Consider the following 19774-nt stretch of genomic DNA (forward strand, 5'->3'; position numbering starts at 1 on the left):
CTCCTTCGCCAACCTTAGGGTTCTGGTGACACGTCCTGAGCATCAGGCCCAAAAGCTTACCGAACAACTCCGCGCCCTTGGCGCGGAACCTATCCCCTTTCCGCTACTCAAAATCCAACCTATCTCTGAAACTGATAAAAGCTTTCATTCGCTGAAACAACACATTTTAGATCTCGACCTATTTCAGCATGTCATTTTTATCAGTCCAAATGCAGTAGAGATTGGTTATGAGTGGATCGATTTATACTGGCCTCAACTCCCACTAGGCGTTCAATGGCTAGCCATCGGCAAACAAAGTGCGGCATTATTGAGCAACTATGGTATAGATGCCTATCACAGCCCTCTGGGGTACGATTCAGAAGCGCTGTTAGCATCACCGGCGCTACAACAGATTACTGGCGACAATATTTTAATTATGCGAGGCCAGGGTGGACGGGAAAAATTAGCCACTGAACTTCGTGCACGGGGAGCAGAGGTTAGCTATGCTGAACTCTACCGCCGTGAATGTCCTGAATATTCCGACGTTGATATTGCCGATACCCTTTTTAATCGGCCTTTAGATGCCATATTTATCAGCAGCGGTGCGGGACTCGACAATTTACTGGACTTGATACAGCGCCCTAATGGGAAATTCAGCACTGATTCACTATTACGCTGTCATCTTGTTGTGCCCAGTGAACGTATTAAAAAAGCTGCCGAAGCAGCTGGATTCAACAGAGTAACCACGGCCTCGGGACCTGACGATCAAGCAATGATCGACACCCTGAAGCAGTCACTGACTTTTGCGGAAATCGACAGATGAGCAACAAAAAGAAACAATCACAGGAAGATAAGAAAACCACTCAAGACGTACCTGCAACTGAGGTTGTTGAAGAAGTGGTTGAAGAAACTACAGAAGCAGTCGCTAAACAGGATGAAGCTGCTACTGCAGAAGAGACGAACAAAGAAGCAGAAGCAACATCGGCTGAAGCAGACAATGTGGCTGCATCAGAACAATCTGCTACTGAACCAAAAGCAGAGAAAGAGAAGAAGCCTGCAACATGGCCTGGCAAACTAGCACTGCCTATCTCGATTATCGCTTTAGGCGCTGCTGGTTACCTGTACTGGCTATCCCTACAACAAAGTGACAGTGTTGCTCAGAATAACGCAGCTATTGAAGCTCAGGTTAGCTCCTCTCTCAGCGACGCTCGAGGCTCTGTCGATCAAGCATTAGCTGGCATGAACCAAACATTAGGCCAACTAAAATCTCAAAGCCAAGCAGATAAAAACAACATTGATGAGCTGCAAGCACGTCTAACTAAAAGCATCCAGCAAGTGACAGCTAACCAGAAAACCAATCGTAAAGACTGGCTTCTGGCTGAAGTGGAATACCTGTTACGTCTCGCTAATCAGCGTGTACTAATGGAACAAACGTCTGCAGGCGCACTGAAATTGCTAAAATCTGCTGACAAGATCCTAAAAGAGACTGACGACGTTTCCATTTACGATGTACGCAAGGCTTTAGCTGCTGATATTGCAGCATTAGAAGCGGTGCCAGTATTGGATACAGAAGGCGTTTTCCTCCAGCTTGGCGCATTAAACAACCAGGTACAAAACCTGCGTTTAATCCCAATCTCGAAACAGCACAAGCTGCCAGACCTATTGGAAGAAGTGACGCCAGAAGTGGTCGAAGAGTCTTGGACTGCTGGCTTAGAAGAATCATGGAGCAAAGCAACTGACAAACTTAACAAGCTTGTCGTTATCCAGCACCGTGATGAGCCAATTGAACCATTGCTATCACCACAGCAAACTTACTACTTGCAGCAAAACCTTCACCTAATGCTAGAACAAGCTCAGCTTGCTCTACTGCAACGCAAGCAGTCATCTTATGATGCCAGCCTAAACAAAGCGCACGATTGGGTTTCTACTTACTTCGAGCAAAGCGACGGTACTACACAAAGCTTGCTGCGTGGTATTTCGGAGCTAAAAAGCGTTAAAGTAACGGCTGAGATGCCAGATATTTCTAGCTCTCTACGCAGCCTTAAGAACTACCTTGCTCATATGACAAAACTTAAGGAACAAGGGGCTTCATAATGAAAAAACTTGTCCTTCTCTTACTGATCATTCTGGCTGGCGGCGCATTTGTCGGCGAGATGATGATCAAAGATTCAGGCTATGTCTTAATCGCCTATAACCAAACAACGATCGAAACCAGCCTGTGGGTTCTTCTCATCGTTTTGGCCGTAGGTTTTGTCATTGGGCACTGGCTACTAAACTTAGTGACTCATACTCAGTTGCCAACCACTAAGCTAAAAGCCTGGAAAGATAACAGAAACCAGCTGATCAGCCGCCGCAAGACACTGAAAGGCTTAACCTCGCTATCTGAAGGCAACTGGGCTCAAGCACAGAAGCAACTAGCACAAGCTGCTGAGCGCTCGGATCTTCCGCTAGTAAACTACCTAGCTGCGGCAAAGGCTGCACATGAGCAAAACAATGAAGCTGCAGCTGACGAACTTCTACAAAAGGCACGTAATACAACGCCTGAGGCTGAAGTAACTGTTGCTATCTCTCAAGCTGAGATTCAACTATCTCGGGGTCAGCTAGAGCCTTGCCTTGCTACGCTTCTACGTTTGCGCACACTAGCACCTAAAAACACATACGTGATGAAGCTGCTGAAAGATGTTTACATTCGCCTGAATGACTGGAAAGCGCTTTCACAACTGATTCCTGCACTGCGTAAACACCAAGCGCTAAAAACGGAAGAGCTATATGAACTAAGCGCAGAATGCTGCGCTCACATTCTTGAAGACAGTGTGAGCAATCTTCCAGTAGAAACTAGCGAAGAAGACCGCCTGAAAGCATTAAGCGATGCTTGGTCTGATCTACCGACAGAGCAAACTAAGAATGGTGAAATCGTTCAGCATTACACCGAGCTGCTAGTTTCTCTTGGCGCCGAAGATCGTGCTGAGCAAAACCTTCGCAGTTTGATTAAGAAAAATTGGGACGAGAATCTGGTTACGTTGTATGGCCGCATCAACGGCGAGAATGCCAAGAAGCAGCTTGATAGTGCTCGTAGCTGGCAGAAAGCCCATGCAGAAAGCCCTGAACTTCTATTAACCCTAGGTCGCTTATCCTTACGTAATGAGCACTGGGGACAAGCGGTTAAGTACTTTGAGCAAAGCCTTGAGCTAGATGCTCGACCAGAAACCTTAGGTGAGTTAACCCGCCTACTTCGCCACCTAGGCGAAGATGAAAAGGCACAAGGCTTACTACAACAAAACCTAAGCATTGTGGCATCAGGCTTGCCTGAACTACCAATGCCAGTAGAGCAACAAGCTAGCGCTTAATAGCTTTACTAATCCATTAAAAAGGATGCTTATGGCATCCTTTTTTATTTATTCCGTTTGCACTAAGGCCTCCATCGCCTGTTCTGCCCAATGCAAACTATGGCGATAAGCCACATCAAAAAACTCTTTGCCAAAAGGCGAAGCTTCAACCTCATCCCAATCAGCCTGTTCAAAGGCAATCACCGCTTTAAGCAATTCACCTAAGTCCCCTTCAAAATCAGAAATCGCCTGTTTAATGCTATCATCAAGAGGGATTTGACGCAGAATCTCATCCATCTCCACATCCAGCAAGATATCCAGCTGAGATATCATTCCCACCATAAAAGAACTGTCTTGCTGCAAAGCCTCTGAGGATTCGGCCAGCAACTCACACATACGACCACGCACTAACAAATTTCTAGCGAGCTCCTCAGGCTTATCAGGATTACTTGCCAATGTGATCAGGGTTGCCCACTTCCGTATTTGATCATGTCCTAAAATAACCACTGCCTGATGCATTGAATCAATAGAGCGACTCAACTTATAAGCAGCTGAGTTAACCACTTTTAGGATTTTAAAGCTGAGCTTTGGATCCATAATGATCAGTTCTTCAATCTCAGCTGGGGTAATATCCGGTCGTTGCAACTGCTGTAAAAGCTGCATAAGTGCAGCGCTATTCCCGGGTATATCTTTCCCTAGCACTTTAACCGGACGACTGATAAAGCCTCCTTGAAACAGCTTAAAACCAACCTTTTTGCAAAACACTAAGGTTTCAAAATCATCTACATTTTGTGCAAGTGCAGTCTTCTTCGCTTTATTGAGCGTGGCGACCAATTTTTTGATTTTAGTCCGATGCATCAAACTAAAATCAATTTTGATGATATTGACCAACTTCACCAGCGGAATAAGGTGCGGCTGCATAGTAAATCCATCTAAAGCGAGCCTATACCCCTGTTTGGAAAGCATTTTAAGGTGAGATATTACCTCTTCAGTAACCGTTATATCTGGATGCACTTCAATAACTATCTCTTTTCTAGGCAACGCTAGAGAGCTCCCCTCCTGCAGCATCGAACTAGGAAAAGGCAGAAATACAGGTACTTTATGGATATGCCCGTCTTGAAAGAGACTGGTGAAGGTATGCATAACGAGCATTGACCCTTCAGTTTCAGGGTCAAACAACGAGTCTTCGATGTATTCAGAATATTGATAGCGCAGCTGGTAAGAGATGATCTTGAGGTTCCGATCAAAGATAGGCTGTCGAACCATCAATACTTCAGAGCTTTTCCCATCCATAGAACTGTAAAAGTCCCTGAGGCAATTACGGATTTAATACAGCTTATCCCGCTACTGACGTTATTGCCAGTCCAAAGCAAAAGAGGAGCTCTTAGCTCCTCTTTATATTTGCTCTATTCAACTCTTTATAACCTATCGGTTATAAAGGCTCTCTCTTCGTTGACTAACAATCTGCCACAAAAACTCAACCGCAGCGATAACCAATATTGAATAGCCCATCAGTTCAGTTCCCTCTTCTACGATATTCTTTACGACCCTAACATAGCCATCGCCCATCACCGCCTCCCAGAAGGAACCGCGGCCAAACAGACGTGAAAATACCAATACAACCAAGATGCCACTCAGATAGATACCAGCACTGGATAGTTTCGAGAACTCAATTAGGGAAGGCTTAACCGGATGCTTTTGTCTAATCAAATATAAAGTCGATGTCGCAATTAAGATGCAAACCAGCGTCTGCCATGCACCATCAAACATATTCTCATCTAAGAAAGCATCAAACTCACGAATCAGCATCATGCCACTCAGCGTTGCAACAACCACAGCAGCTGGGCGCAACGTGTCACTGTAATAAGCACCGATTAAGAACAGCATACAGGTAACGAAAGCAAACGTATCGTGCATCAATTCTGTCGCCGAACCTTCATCATACTTACTCTCAGCCAATAGGGTATAACCTTCCATTGCAAAGATATTTGCTACGCCTGCCATAAAGAGCAGATAAACAAGGGAACGAATCATTAGAGCAGCGAATGATTGCATCAGAATACATCCAAGTAAGTTGATAGAAACAAGTAAAACGTCAAGCTAGCGCAATTCTGCGCTCGATGCTCATCGATAACCGTCCAGATAAAGATTCATAACTAAGCGATTAGGGTAAGCGCGAACCGTGGATTCTAATAAAAAATGATCAGAAAAGCATTGATCAGAAAGCTTTGTTACATTTAGCAATGTGTAAAACGCGCTTTTAAGGACGATTGAGCAATAAAAAAGGAGCCAAGGGCTCCTTTATCGAGAAAGAAGTGAACTAGCTCTTAGGTCTTGGTGCATAAGCAAATACATCAGAGTGCATATTCGCTTCTTCAAACCCTCGGGGCTCACACGCATCTAGCAACGCATAAACCATACCCGGAGAGCCACTTGCGAAGATTTCTACATTTTCAAAACCGGTAAAATCTTCTAAAACAGCATCTGGCAGAAGACCTGTACGGCCTGTCCAGCCCGGGCTATTTTCTGGCTCGCTCACAATAGGCTCAAAGTGAACATTTGGATGCTCTGCAGCCCATTGCATTGGCAACTTTTCCAAATACATGTCTTCTTCTACACAAGCGCCCCAATAGATATAAATTGGGTTACCAAATTGGTTAGCCAATAAATGCTCTACCACACTCTTTACTTGCGCAAAGCCCGTGCTCGCCGCAGCCAAAATTAAACGTGTATTTGGCTTTAGTTTATGAGCTTGTAGGTAGCAATCACCTTTAGGCAACTCAATCTCTACCGTTTTTTCGCTTTTTAAATGCCCGATAATCGCATTAGACATATCACTCTCAGGCATATGACGGATATGTAACTCGATATCACGCCCCGTATCTGGCGCAGAACCAATAGAAAAAGAAGCCTGTTTACCGTCTGGTAAAAAGATATCTAAATACTGACCAGCAAAAAATTCGGCAGACAGAGAAGCCGTTGCAGGCATTTGCAGACGGATGCGGTACACATCGAGGTTTAGCTTTTCAAATGCCTTAATATCACAAAGGAGCTTTTTCACAGATAACTCTCCAGGGTTCTTTAACCCTTCAATCCTGACCCTTACATCACTTAAGGGTTTACATGTACATGCTAGTACACTTGGTGCACTACGAGTAGTTTGAACGCTATCAACAGAGAGGTGAAGCTCCGGATAACGCTGTTTAATTTCGCCTTCAAGCAGCTTTACTTCGCAAATTTCACAGACACCATTGCGACAGCTGACGCGCATTTTATACCCTGCTCGATGTAAACTTTCCAGCAGGGTTTCATCTGATCTTGATAGGATTCGATCTCCATTATTTTCGATCAGAATATGCTTAGGCATAGATCACTTTAAAATACCCAATTCGTCCCAGATATCGTCCACTTTGCTCTGAACTTCAGGATCCATAACAATAGGCTCGCCCCATTCACGGGTTGTTTCACCTTCCCATTTATTGGTCGCATCCATGCCCATTTTAGAGCCGAGACCGGACACAGGCGAAGCAAAGTCGAGATAATCAATCGGTGTATTATCGATCATCACCGTATCTCGCTGAGGATCCATACGCGTAGTGATCGCCCAGATCACATCATTCCAATCACGGGCATTCACATCATCATCGCAAACGATCACGAATTTGGTGTACATAAACTGTCTTAAGAACGACCAAACACCCAACATCACACGCTTAGCATGACCCGGATACTGCTTCTTAATCGTCACCACCGCCATACGATAGGAACATCCTTCTGGCGGCAGATAAAAATCTACGATCTCTGGGAATTGCTTCTGCAGAATAGGTACGAACACTTCGTTCAGCGCTACGCCTAATATGGCTGGCTCATCAGGTGGACGGCCAGTATAAGTGCTGTGATAGATCGGATTACTGCGATGGGTAATTCGCTCGACCGTAAATACAGGAAAGCTATCAACCTCGTTGTAGTAACCCGTATGGTCACCAAATGGGCCTTCATCTGCCATCTCGTCCGGATCAATATAACCCTCTAAGATAAACTCAGCGCTAGCAGGTACATGAAGATCATTGCCAATACACTGAGTAACTTCCGTTTTGCCACCACGCAGTAAGCCCGCAAAAGCATACTCAGACAAGGTATCAGGAACCGGTGTCACTGCACCCAAAATCGTTGCAGGGTCAGCACCTAAAGCAACGGCAACAGGGAATTTTTCACCCGGATACTCCTGCTTCCACTCGCGAAAATCAAGTGCACCACCACGGTGTGCTAGCCAACGCATAATCAGTTTATTTTTACCGATTAATTGCTGACGGTAGATACCTAAGTTCTGTCGCTCTTTATTAGGACCGCGTGTAATCACCAAAGGCCAAGTAACCAATGGGGCTGCATCCCCCGGCCAGCAAGTTTGAATAGGAAGGGTATTAAGATCAACATCATCTCCTTCGATCACATGCTTCTGGCAAGGCGCTGACTTAACCAGCTTAGGGCCCATATTGAGCACTTGTTTAAAGATAGGCAGCTTTTCCCAAGCGTCCTTCATACCCTTAGGTGGTTCAGGCTCTTTTAATTGAGATAAGAGTTTACCTACATCTCTAAGCGCTTCTACAGACTCCTCTCCCATACCCATCGCTACACGTTCAGGCGTACCAAACAAGTTAGCTAACACTGGATAAGAGGAACCTTTAGGGTTTTCAAACAGCAGAGCTGGACCGCCTGCTTTGAGAGTACGATCACTAATCTCGGTCATCTCCAGATTAGGATCAATCTCTTGCTTAATGCGCTTTAACTCACCACGCTCTTCCAGCATGTGGATAAAGTCACGCAGATCTTTATATTTGGGTGTCGCCATAATCAGACCTAGTAGATATAAAAAAGGGCAAGCAGATGCTCACCCTTTAATACGCAAACCGGTTTACTTCCGTTTCATCGAAAGGAAGAATTCGTCGTTTGTTTTAAAGTCTTTCAGTTTGTCGATAACAAACTCTGTCGCTGCAGTGTCTTCCATTGGATCTAGAAGTTTACGCAGGATCCACATACGCTGTAGTTCTTCTTCAGATGTAAGAAGATCTTCACGACGCGTACCAGAACGACGGATGTTAATTGCTGGGAATACACGTTTTTCAGCAACTTTACGATCCAAGTGAACTTCAGAGTTACCCGTACCTTTGAATTCCTCAAAGATAACTTCGTCCATCTTAGAACCCGTATCAACCAACGCAGTTGCGATGATTGTTAAGCTACCACCCTCTTCGATGTTACGAGCAGCACCAAAGAAGCGCTTAGGACGCTCTAGAGCATGCGCATCAACACCACCGGTTAGTACTTTACCGGAAGACGGGATAACTGTGTTGTAGGCACGAGCCAAACGCGTAATGGAATCCAGAAGGATAACCACGTCTTTCTTGTGCTCAGTTAGACGCTTAGCTTTCTCGATAACCATCTCAGCCACTTGAACGTGACGTGATGGCGGCTCATCGAAGGTAGATGCAACCACTTCACCGCGAACGGTACGCTGCATCTCTGTTACTTCCTCAGGACGCTCATCGATTAGCAATACAATCAGGTGAGTTTCTGGATTGTTACGGGTGATGCTGTTAGCAATGTTCTGCAGCATCAAAGTCTTACCTGCTTTTGGTGGTGATACAACCAAAGCACGCTGACCTTTACCCATTGGGCAAACCAGATCGATAACACGTGCAGTCAGATCTTCTGTACTGCCGTTACCAATTTCCATCCGCAGACGATCCTGCGCAAATAGAGGCGTCAGGTTTTCGAAAAGGATCTTGTTCTTCGCGTTATCAGGCTTATCGTAGTTAATCTCATTAACTTTTAATAATGCAAAGTAACGCTCACCATCTTTAGGTGGACGAATCTTACCCGCAATCGTGTCACCTGTACGTAGGTTGAAACGACGAATCTGACTTGGAGATACGTAAATATCATCCGGGCCAGCTAGGTATGAGGAGTCAGCGGAACGCAGGAAACCAAAACCATCCTGCAGAATTTCTAAGACGCCATTACCGTAGATGTCTTCACCGCCTTTCGCATGACGCTTAAGAATAGCGAAAATAACATCCTGTTTACGGGAACGAGCCAGATTATCCATTCCCATGCCTTTGGCAATTTCAAGTAACTCGGGAACGCTTTTTGTTTTTAGTTCGGTAAGATTCATAGTTTGAAGAAAAGTAGCACGAAGCTAATTTTTAATATGTGGATGGAATTTAAGAAGAAAGTCGAACGTTGGTCAAAACGCTCTCGCATAAAATACAAAGAAGGAAAAAGATTTTAGCGCGAGGACCAAACAAGCAACACTATAGAAGGTAGGTAAGAGTCTGTCTATAGTGCAAAGGTAAGAAAGTGTAATGTTTTGAGCCACATTACACTTTCTAGGTATCAATCTATTAAAGATTAGCTTCAATAAACGCAGATAGCTGCGATTTAGATAGTGCGCCAACTTTAGTAGCTTCTACATTACCGCCTTTGAAAAGCATCAATGTAGGGATACCGCGAATACCAAATTTTGGTGGAGTTTCGCTGTTTTCATCGATGTTCAGTTTACAAATTTTCAACTGGTCACCGTACTCTTTAGCGATCTCTTCCAGAACAGGGGCGATCATCTTACAAGGACCACACCACTCAGCCCAGTAATCAACTAATACTGCACCTTCAGCTTTGAGAACATCTTCCTCAAAGGAAGCATCTGTAACATTTACAATGTTTTCACTCATGGGAACTTTTCTCCGCTGCGCCCATTATTTTTCAATAAGACTGCCGATAATAGCATCCTCACCGCCTATTGTGTAACGCCTACAAGGGTAATTCCCTAGTATAACGGTCAATTATTTAGCTATAAGCTTAAACCTCAAACGCCATAAAACCCCATTTCATGGGGTTGCCAGAGCATATTTTCAGTAGACTATCCTTATAAATTAAAAGCCTTAAAACAAAAGATGAAAAGCACCTGCAGTACCGCAGTACTTTTGGTAATCTAGCTCAGCCTTCCATATCGGGTCATAGGACGATAACGCATGACAGAGCCTTCAACTGTTTCAGATAAACAAGATGATCAACGCTTAGCAGCTATTGATTTAGGATCTAACAGTTTCCATATGGTTGTCGCGCAACTTGATCAGGGTGAGATACGTCCAATTGACCTTTTGTCCGATAAAGTTCAACTGGCCGCTGGCATCAATGAGAAACGCTACCTGACAGATGAAGCAAAACAACGTGGGCTTGAATGCCTCAGCCGTTTTGCCCAGCGCGTCAAAGATCTCCCTAGAGATTCCGTTAGAGTCGTAGGCACCAACGCTCTTCGTGAAGCCAAGAATAGCCGAGAGTTTATTGAGGAAGCTGAAGCTATCCTAGAAACTCCACTGGAGATAATCGCGGGTCGTGAGGAGGCACGCCTTATCTATTTAGGTGTATCCCACACACTTGCAGATGATCAAGGCTCCCGCTTAGTCATTGATATTGGTGGTGGCAGTACCGAGTTTATTATTGGCGAGCGCTTTGAGCCCCGCACTATGGAAAGCCTCCATATGGGCTGCGTTAGCTATACCAAACGCTATTTTAAAGATGGCATTATCTCTGCCTCCAACTTTAAACGCGCTCGCACAGCCGCTCGCCAAGAACTGCAATCGATCGTCCGAGAATATCGCAATCTAGGCTGGAACAGTGCAGTAGGTGCATCAGGCACAATCAAAGCCGTTCGTAATATTTGCCAAGATTATGGCTACAGCCAAGATTCAATTACCTGGGAAGGATTACAACAACTTAGAGATCTTCTGCTGACCTTCAAACACAGCGACGATATCGACATTAATGGCATTAAAACTGAACGAAAAACCGTCCTAACTGCAGGTGTTGCCATCTTATGCGGTATATTCGAAGCTCTAAATCTTGAGAAATTGAGCTTCTCCGAAGGCGCACTGCGTGAAGGCGTTCTCTATGATATGGCAGGCCGTTTAAAGCATGAAGATGTCCGTGATCGCAGCATCACCGCACTAATGCAGCGCTACCATGTTGACCAAGAGCAAGCCGAACGTGTCGAACAAACTGCTCTGCTTGCTTGGGCTCAATTGAAGGAAAGCTGGCACCTTTCCTCGAAACACTACGATATGCTTTGCTGGGCAGCACGCACCCATGAAATTGGCCTTACAATCGCACACAGCCAGTTCCACAAACATAGCGCTTATCTGCTTAGCCACTCCGATCTACCCGGCTTTACGACGCGCGAGCAACAACAACTGGCAACTCTCGTCCGTGGTCATCGCCGCAAATTCCCTAAAGACGAGTTCAAAGCGCTACCTAAACGTTTGCAAGAACCCTATCGTCGACTCTGCGTGTTACTAAGATTGGCAGTTGTACTGCATCGCAGTCGCTCTTCAGATCGCCTACCGGCGATAACGTTTAGCTTTGATGGCAAAACACTGCATATGAACTTCCCTGAGGACTGGCTATCTCATCATCCATTGACAGAAGCAGGGCTTGAGCAGGAAGCGAGTTATCTAGAAAGCGCCGACATGAAGCTCAAATTCAGCTAACAATCCAATCATCAAACTTGCACTGCTAAAACTCATTAGTCGGTTTTGAGGTTAAGCGATTTACCATTTGATTGATCGCCTTCATCTGTGGCGCACTTCTTTTATAGTAATGATATGGCGGTAAGCTATTACTGCTATACCCCCAAAAATCCCAACAGCCACGAGGGTTTAAAGGCATGATTGAGGATGGTTTCACTTGCGGATAAAGGATAATCAACTGATTAGCATCCGCTGTTTCGTTATAACCTGCGTCCTTTACGAACCGATCCCCCAAAAATTCGTGACCTTGACGGCAACCATGCAGAGACACATGCACTCGGCAAGATTCACTACGGCAACTCTCAGGAATATAGGCATAACCTATGTCATCTAGACTACTGTATTCGCCTGAAATGAATGGCGTTTGATCAAACTTAATCAGCTCACCTGACAGCTCTTTAACATCTACCTCTAACTCCCCATAGATATGCTCTAACAAGCGCCGTGCTTGAGAGAAACCACAGTTGTTAATCCATGGTTTCTCTGTCAGGCCACATTGGTTATCTTCAAGATCATCGGTAATAAATCCGTGCCCTGCAGCCACTCTGTTGTCATATCGAATAGCACTTTCATCAAGCTCTAAGTGCTCATAGAAAGACACGGTCTGATCGACCACGACCTGCTTCACCGTTTTATCTTTAAGACCTGAGAAAATATAAACTTTGTCGTCAGAAAGATTCTCTAACCTAGCTATACTGCCGCGCTCCGCCTCAGCCTTAGCTAGTTCGGACAAATAACGGCTATTGGGATATAGAGAATCAGGACAACCAAACCAACTGTATTTACAGGGGTCCATACAGGTTGTGGTGGCGCTCACGAGCTTAGGCGTCAGATCATTTCCGGGAATACTCGCGACACAATTCCACGGTCCTCCAGCAATTATCCCAGCGCCCACTAGATTCTCAGAATATGCAATATGATACTGAGCAGCCATAAAACCGCCTGAGGATAAGCCAGATATGGAGGTTTGATCTGACATGGCATTTAACACCGGAAGCGCTAGAGATGATAAAGCTTTGTCATGGCTTTCTGCATGGACGCTACTTGCAAGCGTAAAACATCCTAAGAGCAGTAATAAACGGACCATAGTCTCTCCTTGTGATCAATCAGCGCTTTTATCATTAATTCGTTGGATAAGGTGTCTAATAGGGCCTACTCGAGTTCCACTACTATTCCCAGCATCGGTTTTCACTTGCATTAAAACAATTTGCACTTGAACTCCCAAACTGGACATAAACTGCTCCACACGCCCTGTGTAATCATTAACCAGTCCTAGCTGAACATTAATATCTTTATGCGAATAAGGGGATTTTAAAACCGAAGCAGAAACACCATAAGACCTAGCCTTTTCAGCATAGCGATCTGCTTGCTCACACGCCTTCGACCGCCCATTCGAACAAATAAGCAGTACGGAATTAAGATCTGATTTGATCTGATGATAAGGAGAGACCTGCAACCAAAACTCCGGGTTAGAGCCAAACGCCTTATCGTAGAAGCCATAATGCTTTGACCTCATTATCTCGGGAACATTTAGAGCAGCACTATCCAACAAAATAGATCCTAACCACGAATTCCCTCCCTTCTTGATGACTTCGGCCTGTGTAGATGAAAGCAAAGCAACTAAATGCGCCCCTGCCGAATGCCCCATCAATAAAAAATCATCAGGACTACCACCGAATTGCCGCATACTATTTTGCGCAGTCACAAGCGCCTGCTGCAGATCCTTCAACTGCTCGAGCGGCGTCACTTCAGGCACCAGACGATAGTTGACTGAAACAAATACAAAGCCAGCAGCAACCCAGCGCTGCACCTTGTTTAGCACAACACTCTCAGCCGACTTATCCCCTTTCGACCACGCGCCACCATGAACCATAAAGATTACAGGCGCATTTGAAATATCATCTCTTGTATAAACATCAAATGCCTGGGATCGGTGCGCGCCGTACTTTACATCGGAATATTGCGTATAACCTCTGCTGGTAATTTGGCCCCGAAAGCCCTCACCATAGACAGCAAAACTTAATAAGCAACTCAAAATACCTAGGAATACATTCCTCTGGCTAAAGCCTTTCATAAAATCACTCCCTGATTTAATAAGCATACATTTGATACAAATATGCTTTTTACAAAACAAAGGCAAAAAAAAACCTCGTATAAATACGAGGTTTTTTTCAAATGCTAGCTAGCCACTTATAGCTTAGGACCCGCTGCAATGATCTCTTCAGAAACACCTTCGAACTTCTTGAAGTTCTCTACGAACTGACCGATCAGGTCGTTTGCAGTTGCATCGTAACCAGACTTATCAGCCCAAGTGTTACGCGGGTTAAGCAGTGTATTATCTACACCTTCAACCGCAACTGGTACTTCTAGGTTTAGACCTTCTAGCTTCTCAGTCTCAGCACCGTTTAGAGAACCATTCTGGATAGCAGAGATGATGCCACGAGTAGTTGGGATGCTGAAACGCTCGCCAGTACCGTAAGAACCGCCGGTCCAACCAGTGTTTACTAGGTAAACCTTAGAACCGAACTCTTCGATACGCTTCATTAGAAGCTCAGCGTAAACGTGCGCTGGACGAGGGAAGAAAGGAGCACCGAAACAAGTAGAGAAAGTAGACTTGATGCCACCGCCTGAACCCATTTCCGTAGATCCTACAAGTGCAGTGTAACCAGATAGGAAGTGGTACGCAGCCGCTTCTTTAGTCAGGATAGATACTGGTGGCAATACGCCAGTCAGGTCACACGTTAGGAATACGATAGAATCTGGCTCTTCACCCATGTTAGATACAGTACGTTTTTCAACATGCTGTAGCGGGTATGCACAACGACCGTTCTCAGTTAGAGACGTGTCATCGTAATCAGCTGTACGTGCATCGTTTAGAGCAACGTTCTCTACGATCGCACCAAAGCGGATAGCGTCCCAGATAATTGGCTCATTCTTCTGGCTTAGGTTGATAGTTTTAGCATAGCAACCACCTTCCAGGTTAAATACAACACCTTTACCCCAACCGTGCTCATCATCACCAATTAGGTAACGAGAAGGGTCAGCAGATAGAGTTGTTTTACCTGTACCAGATAGACCGAAGAATAACGTTGTGCTGTTGTCATCACCAACGTTTGCAGAACAATGCATTGGCAATACGTCTTTCTCTGGTAACAGGAAGTTCTGTACAGAGAACATCGCTTTCTTCATTTCACCAGCGTAGCGCATGCCTGCTAGCAAAACTTTACGCTTAGCGAAGTTGATGATTACGCAACCATCGCTGTTAGTGCCATCACGCTCTGGATCACATTCGAAGCCAGCAACGTTTAGGATCTGCCACTCTTCTTTCGACTTCGGATTGTATTCCGCAGGACGAATGAAAAGGTTCTGACCAAACAGGTTCTGCCATGCAGTCTGAGTAGTCATGTTTACAGCAAGATAATGGTTTGGATCAGAACCAACGTGTACGTTTGACACGAAGTGCTCTTTATCTGCGATGAACTCTTCTACGCGAGTCCATAACGCATCAAATTTGTCTGAATCGAATGGGCGGTTGATATTACCCCAATCGATAGAATCAGCAGTACTTGGCTCTTCAACGATGAAACGATCCATCGGAGAACGACCGGTACGTTTACCTGTTGTCACTACCAATGCGCCAGTGTCAGCAAGTGTTCCTTCACCGTTGGCAATGGCTGTCTCAACCAGCTTAGCTGGGCTTAAGTTGTGGTGTGCAATATTAACAGAATCTTTGGTCATTACTGGGTTCCCTTGGCATAGGCGCCAATAACGTTACCTAATAAGGCGTAAGGCTATGGTGTATCGTAATTATAAGGAGGCGTATTATGCACAAAAATCGGACGCTGTGCCATTGTTGAAATCAATTCGCATTTGACCTGCCGCAAAAACAGGCTTATTTGATTGATTTTACAGCAAATTCACCACCAGAATACCTAATATAAGTTCGCTTAATGTACTTGTGAGCCGCCTGAAGCGCCGTTTTCAGCAAACAATGCTTCAATATCTGCAGCGTCAAAATCATACTGCGCATTACAGAACTGGCAGTTAACAGCCACTTTGCCCTGCTCTTCTAGCACTTCTAAAAGCTCTGCTTTTTCGACAAGTTTTAAGGAGGCTTCGCTGCGTTGACGGGAGCAGGTACATTTAAATCGAACTTCATCCGGTTCGTATAGACGACATTGCTCTTCGTGGAAAAGACGGTACAACAATGTTTCGTTATCCAACTCTAATAACTCTTCACTCTTAAGCGTGGACGCTAAGTGACTGACCCGATCCCAGTCTTCTTCGCCTGTGCCTTGCGCTGGCAATACCTGCAGCATCATACCTGCTGCTTTTTCACCGTCAGAAGCTAACTGAATCTGGGTTGGCAACTGCTCAGAGCTTAGGAAGTAGTTTTCTAAGCATTTGCCTAGATTCTCGCCATCCAGCGGCACAATGCCTTGGTAAGGCTGCCCTTGCTCCGGCTCTATTGTCAGCACCACTTGCCCCTGCGGTAATAGATCCACAAAGTTAGCTTGCTCATCCAGCTCACCTTCGTAACGAGCAATCGCGCGCAGATCGCGGTCATGGTTACATTCCGCCATTAACACACGAACATTCCCTCGACCTTGAGCTTGAAGAATTAGACGACCTTTGAATTTTAGGTTCGAGCTAAGCAAGCTTACCGCTGCTAACATTTCACCTAACACCTGCTGGATCACAGCGGGATAGTCATGGTTTTCAAAACAATCGGCACAGGTTTGCTGTACGCCGGAAACAACGCCGCGTATATCCAATTCATCGAACAGGATACGCTGAATCTGATCAGGATTACTCATGAGGGGATTCTATCGAGTTATAAGTGGAAAATAAGAGGGCCCAGACAGGTACCCAAGTCAATACAGGTATTTTATCATATCTGTCTAACAATTCGGGACAGTATTTGCAGTATGAACGATATCACCGTTTTCAGGCAGACTTGGAATTTAAAAGCTCTTTTCCTTGGACATTTATTTGCGTTTGCATGGTTTAGCTTCTTCGTTACAGAAACAGGCTTTGCTTTCTGGCGCAGCATCGACCACAACCTATTCTTTATTCTGAATGGCACCTTGTCTGAAGATAATGGCTGGACCCGTTTTTGGGCGTGGGCGAATGTGCGCATTATGGATCTGGTCCCTCTAACGATCATGCTGGTGAGTCTAACCTTCCCGGGTTTCGGCATAAAACGCGACCGCCTTCAACAAGCCATCATCGGATTTATCCTACTACTCGTTTTGATGTTCTTCGTCAGAGAAGGGGTGGCTAACTTTACCAAAGCTGCGGAATTAAGTGGCAAGAGCCCAACCTTGTTGCTGGAACCAGCATATCGATTTAGTCAGATTGTTCCGGATATTCCAGCCAAAGACAGTGCAACATCCACCTTCCCTGGAGACCACGCTACCGTCGTTCTAACTTGGGCAGGCTTTATGATGCTAAATGCACGTAGCTGGCTTTCCTTATCCGCTCTATTTTTAGCCGTGCTATTTATGCTACCGCGCGTCGTTGGCGGAGCTCACTGGGCGAGCGACAATTTAGTCGGCGGGGCTTTCTCAGCGATGATTACCCTGAGCTGGGCTTTCTGTACCCCACTAATGCACCATCTGACTAATGGTGCACATAAATTGCTAAAACCACTGATTAGTGTGTTTGGTAAGATTCCAGGACTAAATAAACTACCAATACTGCAACAAAGGTAGGAATAATCTTCTGGTCCGAACAAGCCTCAACAGATAAGAAATCCAGATCTAAACATGTAACTCTGTAGCGCCTTGATCCAGCACTACAGAGTTATCTCTACCACAAAGACAAGCTATTCAGCGGCGACATCAGCCATATCAACTTCAACCACATGCCCCGGTCCTGCATCCAGAAGAATAAAGTAATCTGTCTGAGGTAGCGCAAACTTAAAGATCGAAGCCTCATCGGTTCTGCCACTATATAAAAGTTTATCGTTATATGAGATCACCTCGTACGGCATATTGGCAACCGAACTCCCATCCGAAAAACTCGCTAAGCACTTAACATCTGTCTCTTGCTGTTCGCAGTCCATAAATAAGCTATGGGCAGACACAGGCATTGCCATAAACAATATCCAACCCGCAATAAACTTAACGCGCATCGATTGTCTCCTTACCGTCAGGCATCAGACTCCAAAAAACTTGATGGAACTCCCCACTCCATGTTTCAGCCGTCAGCCAAAGCTTACTGTTTTCTTTAATTTCTTTTGGCAATTGCAGATGCACATGCTTCGCTCCAAGCGGACCATGAATCAAACTACCTGGCGCTCTCAAGGTGCGAGGCTGACCCACACGAATGTGCATAAACTTAATCTCCTGCAAAGCAGCTTTTGATATATCCACATTAATGTTCGTTTGTGCACCGGCTCGGATCGGCGGAAGGTCTTTTTCTAACAAGCCAGCAAAAGCATTCATAGAAACCGCCCAAGGACCTAACGTCTTTTCCTGATAAACAAAACCAGTCCCCTTAATCCCGCCATCATTCAAGCTCAGCGCAGCGCCTGTACCTACAATCGCGCCTACCAAGGCGAGAATATTCAGATATTTAAACCCTCCCATTGACCCACCCCAAGGCTTGATAGCAGACCAGATAGAACGCAATCTCTGTATAAGCTGCGAATGATCTTTGACTTTTCTCGCCGCCTTACGGGTTCTTTTATAGCTGATAATAAGGCCGCTTACAGAAAGAAACGTCATCGCTAAACCGCCGACAAAGTAGAACAGTTTAACAACCATATCTTGTGCTCCTCGCTCAGCCCAAGTGCCGTAATGTAGAGGACGCATTGCCAGATCGGTACGCTGGATAAAATTAAGATCTTCAGCAGGCAATACATCAACAATTTCCCCGCTATAAGGGTGAACAATAATTCGATCACCTCGCCATTCGCTCAATAATATCTGACCACTATTACCGACGATTTCATATGGATCAGCATTATGCTCGGGCGTATTGATTAAGTTGATCTGTAAATCAGGGTAAGTTTGTTTAACCTTACTAACAATCTCCGCCACGCTTAGCATCGCAGGTGCACCACTAGCACCAAAAGAAGCAAGTTCTTCGCGAGTTAACAGTGGCTTCGCAGCAAAATCATCAACAATTTTCGGCGCCCCTAAATGCGATACGAACGGGTTTTGATAGAACCACCAGCTTCCGGTAACCCCCATTATCAAAACAATCCACAGACTCCATAGACCGATCAATTTATGTAGATCAGTAAGAAAAACCCGCATATTACCGGTGCGCGGTTTTCTGAAAAAATAACGCCAAAACTTTGGAAAACAGAGTATTCCTGAGATCAAAGACAGTAAGACAAATAATCCCAACGCATTGACCAAACTATTACCAATTGCAGGTAAAAACAGCGTTGCATGCAACAGACCTAAAAACTGACCGACCGACAGAAGGACAGTATCCCCTTTCACTTCACCGCTATAAGGGTCAATCCAGGCATGACGCCAGCTGCCCTCAGGATTAATAAAACGCGCATAGGCATTAAGGTGTGGATAATTTTCACTGGTACGGAAGAAAAACATCCCACTATCTGGATAAGCCGCTTGCAAGCGATCTAGCAATTCCCCGGAGTTGAGTCGCTGCTCTTGTACCTCAGCCCGCATCTCAGGATAGATTAACCAATCTAACTCCTGCTGAAATACGGCAAGCGCTCCGGTAAATAGAACAACGGTCAGCAGCAAGGCTAACTTCAAACCAACAAAACTATGAACTAGATAAGCAATGTACTGTTGAGATAGCTTTTTTTTCTTTTTAACTTTCGTCCGCTCTAGCGGATCTTTATCTAAGGCGATTGTCATTGGATTCCCTTTCGTGCACATATAAAAAAGCCCTGCCTGAAGG

17 protein-coding genes are annotated in these 19774 nt (G+C 45.1%); 5 read left to right on the plus strand and 12 right to left on the minus strand.

Going from position 1 to position 19774, the window contains the following annotated elements; translation table 11 throughout:
• Positions 1-25 precede the first annotated feature (25 nt).
• Genes ACMXYV_RS16865 through ACMXYV_RS16875 form a run of 3 tightly spaced genes read left to right on the plus strand, consistent with a single transcriptional unit; the run spans position 26 to position 3326 of the window.
• Positions 26-802 carry a uroporphyrinogen-III synthase gene (locus ACMXYV_RS16865; RefSeq protein ID WP_415889566.1) on the plus strand — a complete coding sequence of 259 codons (777 nt, stop codon included), beginning with the start codon at positions 26-28 and terminating at the stop codon, positions 800-802.
• Positions 799-2073, plus strand: a complete 1275-nt coding sequence (locus tag ACMXYV_RS16870; protein WP_415889567.1) for a uroporphyrinogen-III C-methyltransferase — start codon at positions 799-801, stop codon at positions 2071-2073. The genes ACMXYV_RS16865 and ACMXYV_RS16870 overlap by 4 nt, the downstream gene beginning before the upstream one ends.
• Positions 2073-3326 (plus strand): heme biosynthesis HemY N-terminal domain-containing protein, encoded by a 1254-nt coding sequence (locus ACMXYV_RS16875; protein WP_415889568.1) that lies wholly within the window; start codon positions 2073-2075, stop codon positions 3324-3326. Before ACMXYV_RS16870 ends, ACMXYV_RS16875 begins: the two co-directional genes overlap by 1 nt.
• Before the next feature lie 48 nt (positions 3327-3374).
• On the opposite strand, the gene ACMXYV_RS16880 is transcribed toward ACMXYV_RS16875, so the two are convergent.
• The 6 genes from ACMXYV_RS16880 to trxA form a co-directional block, all read right to left on the minus strand.
• Positions 3375-4598, minus strand: a complete 1224-nt coding sequence (locus ACMXYV_RS16880; RefSeq protein ID WP_415889569.1) for an EAL and HDOD domain-containing protein — start codon at positions 4596-4598, stop codon at positions 3375-3377.
• Positions 4599-4730: 132 nt separating this feature from the next.
• Positions 4731-5360 carry a hypothetical protein gene (locus ACMXYV_RS16885; RefSeq protein ID WP_415889570.1) on the minus strand — a complete coding sequence of 210 codons (630 nt, stop codon included), beginning with the start codon at positions 5358-5360 and terminating at the stop codon, positions 4731-4733.
• A 265-nt stretch (positions 5361-5625) separates the two neighbouring features.
• A complete protein-coding gene (locus ACMXYV_RS16890; protein ID WP_415889571.1) occupies positions 5626-6672 on the minus strand; it encodes a 2Fe-2S iron-sulfur cluster-binding protein in 1047 nt (348 codons plus the stop codon).
• A gap of 3 nt (positions 6673-6675) precedes the next feature.
• Positions 6676-8154: a 4-hydroxy-3-polyprenylbenzoate decarboxylase gene (ubiD, locus tag ACMXYV_RS16895; protein ID WP_415889572.1), complete on the minus strand. Its 1479-nt coding sequence runs from the start codon at positions 8152-8154 to the stop codon at positions 6676-6678.
• A gap of 63 nt (positions 8155-8217) precedes the next feature.
• On the minus strand, positions 8218-9477 hold the full coding sequence (gene rho, locus ACMXYV_RS16900) for a transcription termination factor Rho (RefSeq protein ID WP_007021413.1): 1260 nt from the start codon (positions 9475-9477) through the stop codon (positions 8218-8220).
• A 229-nt stretch (positions 9478-9706) separates the two neighbouring features.
• Positions 9707-10033, minus strand: coding sequence for a thioredoxin TrxA (gene trxA, locus ACMXYV_RS16905; RefSeq protein ID WP_415882785.1), 327 nt, complete (start codon positions 10031-10033; stop codon positions 9707-9709).
• A 300-nt stretch (positions 10034-10333) separates the two neighbouring features.
• Here trxA and ppx point away from each other — a divergent pair, with 300 nt between their 5' ends.
• A complete protein-coding gene (ppx, locus tag ACMXYV_RS16910; RefSeq protein ID WP_415889573.1) occupies positions 10334-11848 on the plus strand; it encodes an exopolyphosphatase in 1515 nt (504 codons plus the stop codon).
• Between the two features lie 25 nt (positions 11849-11873).
• Here the strand turns inward: ppx and ACMXYV_RS16915 are convergent, their stop codons facing one another.
• From ACMXYV_RS16915 to hslO, 4 genes are all read right to left on the minus strand, one after another.
• Complete coding sequence (locus tag ACMXYV_RS16915; RefSeq protein WP_415889574.1) at positions 11874-12974, minus strand: poly(3-hydroxybutyrate) depolymerase; 1101 nt, start codon at positions 12972-12974, stop codon at positions 11874-11876.
• Positions 12975-12989: 15 nt separating this feature from the next.
• Complete coding sequence (locus ACMXYV_RS16920; protein ID WP_415889575.1) at positions 12990-13961, minus strand: alpha/beta hydrolase; 972 nt, start codon at positions 13959-13961, stop codon at positions 12990-12992.
• Between the two features lie 116 nt (positions 13962-14077).
• Positions 14078-15625 (minus strand): phosphoenolpyruvate carboxykinase, encoded by a 1548-nt coding sequence (locus ACMXYV_RS16925; protein WP_415889576.1) that lies wholly within the window; start codon positions 15623-15625, stop codon positions 14078-14080.
• 209 nt (positions 15626-15834) lie between these two features.
• Positions 15835-16704 carry an Hsp33 family molecular chaperone HslO gene (gene hslO / locus ACMXYV_RS16930; RefSeq protein ID WP_415889577.1) on the minus strand — a complete coding sequence of 290 codons (870 nt, stop codon included), beginning with the start codon at positions 16702-16704 and terminating at the stop codon, positions 15835-15837.
• Positions 16705-16815: 111 nt separating this feature from the next.
• Here hslO and ACMXYV_RS16935 point away from each other — a divergent pair, with 111 nt between their 5' ends.
• Positions 16816-17601 carry a phosphatase PAP2 family protein gene (locus tag ACMXYV_RS16935; protein ID WP_415889578.1) on the plus strand — a complete coding sequence of 262 codons (786 nt, stop codon included), beginning with the start codon at positions 16816-16818 and terminating at the stop codon, positions 17599-17601.
• 113 nt (positions 17602-17714) lie between these two features.
• Here the strand turns inward: ACMXYV_RS16935 and ACMXYV_RS16940 are convergent, their stop codons facing one another.
• Both ACMXYV_RS16940 and ACMXYV_RS16945 read right to left on the minus strand, forming a co-directional pair.
• Positions 17715-18023: a hypothetical protein gene (locus tag ACMXYV_RS16940; RefSeq protein ID WP_415889579.1), complete on the minus strand. Its 309-nt coding sequence runs from the start codon at positions 18021-18023 to the stop codon at positions 17715-17717.
• A complete protein-coding gene (locus tag ACMXYV_RS16945; RefSeq protein ID WP_415889580.1) occupies positions 18013-19731 on the minus strand; it encodes a PepSY-associated TM helix domain-containing protein in 1719 nt (572 codons plus the stop codon). Before ACMXYV_RS16945 ends, ACMXYV_RS16940 begins: the two co-directional genes overlap by 11 nt.
• Positions 19732-19774: the final 43 nt, after the last annotated feature.

It is taken from the genome of Neptuniibacter sp. SY11_33 (genome assembly GCF_047778025.1).
GTDB lineage: Bacteria > Pseudomonadota > Gammaproteobacteria > Pseudomonadales > Balneatricaceae > Neptuniibacter.

Excerpts from the sequence above, each read along its gene's own strand:
- ACMXYV_RS16870 (WP_415889567.1), top strand. The coding sequence starts at position 799 with ATGAGCAACAAAAAGAAACAATCACAGGAAGATAAGAAAACCACTCAA.
- ACMXYV_RS16875 (WP_415889568.1), top strand. The coding sequence starts at position 2,073 with ATGAAAAAACTTGTCCTTCTCTTACTGATCATTCTGGCTGGCGGCGCA.
- ACMXYV_RS16880 (WP_415889569.1), bottom strand. The coding sequence starts at position 4,598 with ATGGATGGGAAAAGCTCTGAAGTATTGATGGTTCGACAGCCTATCTTT.
- ACMXYV_RS16885 (WP_415889570.1), bottom strand. The coding sequence starts at position 5,360 with ATGCAATCATTCGCTGCTCTAATGATTCGTTCCCTTGTTTATCTGCTC.
- ACMXYV_RS16890 (WP_415889571.1), bottom strand. The coding sequence starts at position 6,672 with ATGCCTAAGCATATTCTGATCGAAAATAATGGAGATCGAATCCTATCA.
- ubiD (WP_415889572.1), bottom strand. The coding sequence starts at position 8,154 with ATGGCGACACCCAAATATAAAGATCTGCGTGACTTTATCCACATGCTG.
- rho (WP_007021413.1), bottom strand. The coding sequence starts at position 9,477 with ATGAATCTTACCGAACTAAAAACAAAAAGCGTTCCCGAGTTACTTGAA.
- trxA (WP_415882785.1), bottom strand. The coding sequence starts at position 10,033 with ATGAGTGAAAACATTGTAAATGTTACAGATGCTTCCTTTGAGGAAGAT.
- ppx (WP_415889573.1), top strand. The coding sequence starts at position 10,334 with ATGACAGAGCCTTCAACTGTTTCAGATAAACAAGATGATCAACGCTTA.
- ACMXYV_RS16915 (WP_415889574.1), bottom strand. The coding sequence starts at position 12,974 with ATGGTCCGTTTATTACTGCTCTTAGGATGTTTTACGCTTGCAAGTAGC.
- ACMXYV_RS16920 (WP_415889575.1), bottom strand. The coding sequence starts at position 13,961 with ATGAAAGGCTTTAGCCAGAGGAATGTATTCCTAGGTATTTTGAGTTGC.
- ACMXYV_RS16925 (WP_415889576.1), bottom strand. The coding sequence starts at position 15,625 with ATGACCAAAGATTCTGTTAATATTGCACACCACAACTTAAGCCCAGCT.
- hslO (WP_415889577.1), bottom strand. The coding sequence starts at position 16,704 with ATGAGTAATCCTGATCAGATTCAGCGTATCCTGTTCGATGAATTGGAT.
- ACMXYV_RS16935 (WP_415889578.1), top strand. The coding sequence starts at position 16,816 with ATGAACGATATCACCGTTTTCAGGCAGACTTGGAATTTAAAAGCTCTT.
- ACMXYV_RS16940 (WP_415889579.1), bottom strand. The coding sequence starts at position 18,023 with ATGCGCGTTAAGTTTATTGCGGGTTGGATATTGTTTATGGCAATGCCT.
- ACMXYV_RS16945 (WP_415889580.1), bottom strand. The coding sequence starts at position 19,731 with ATGACAATCGCCTTAGATAAAGATCCGCTAGAGCGGACGAAAGTTAAA.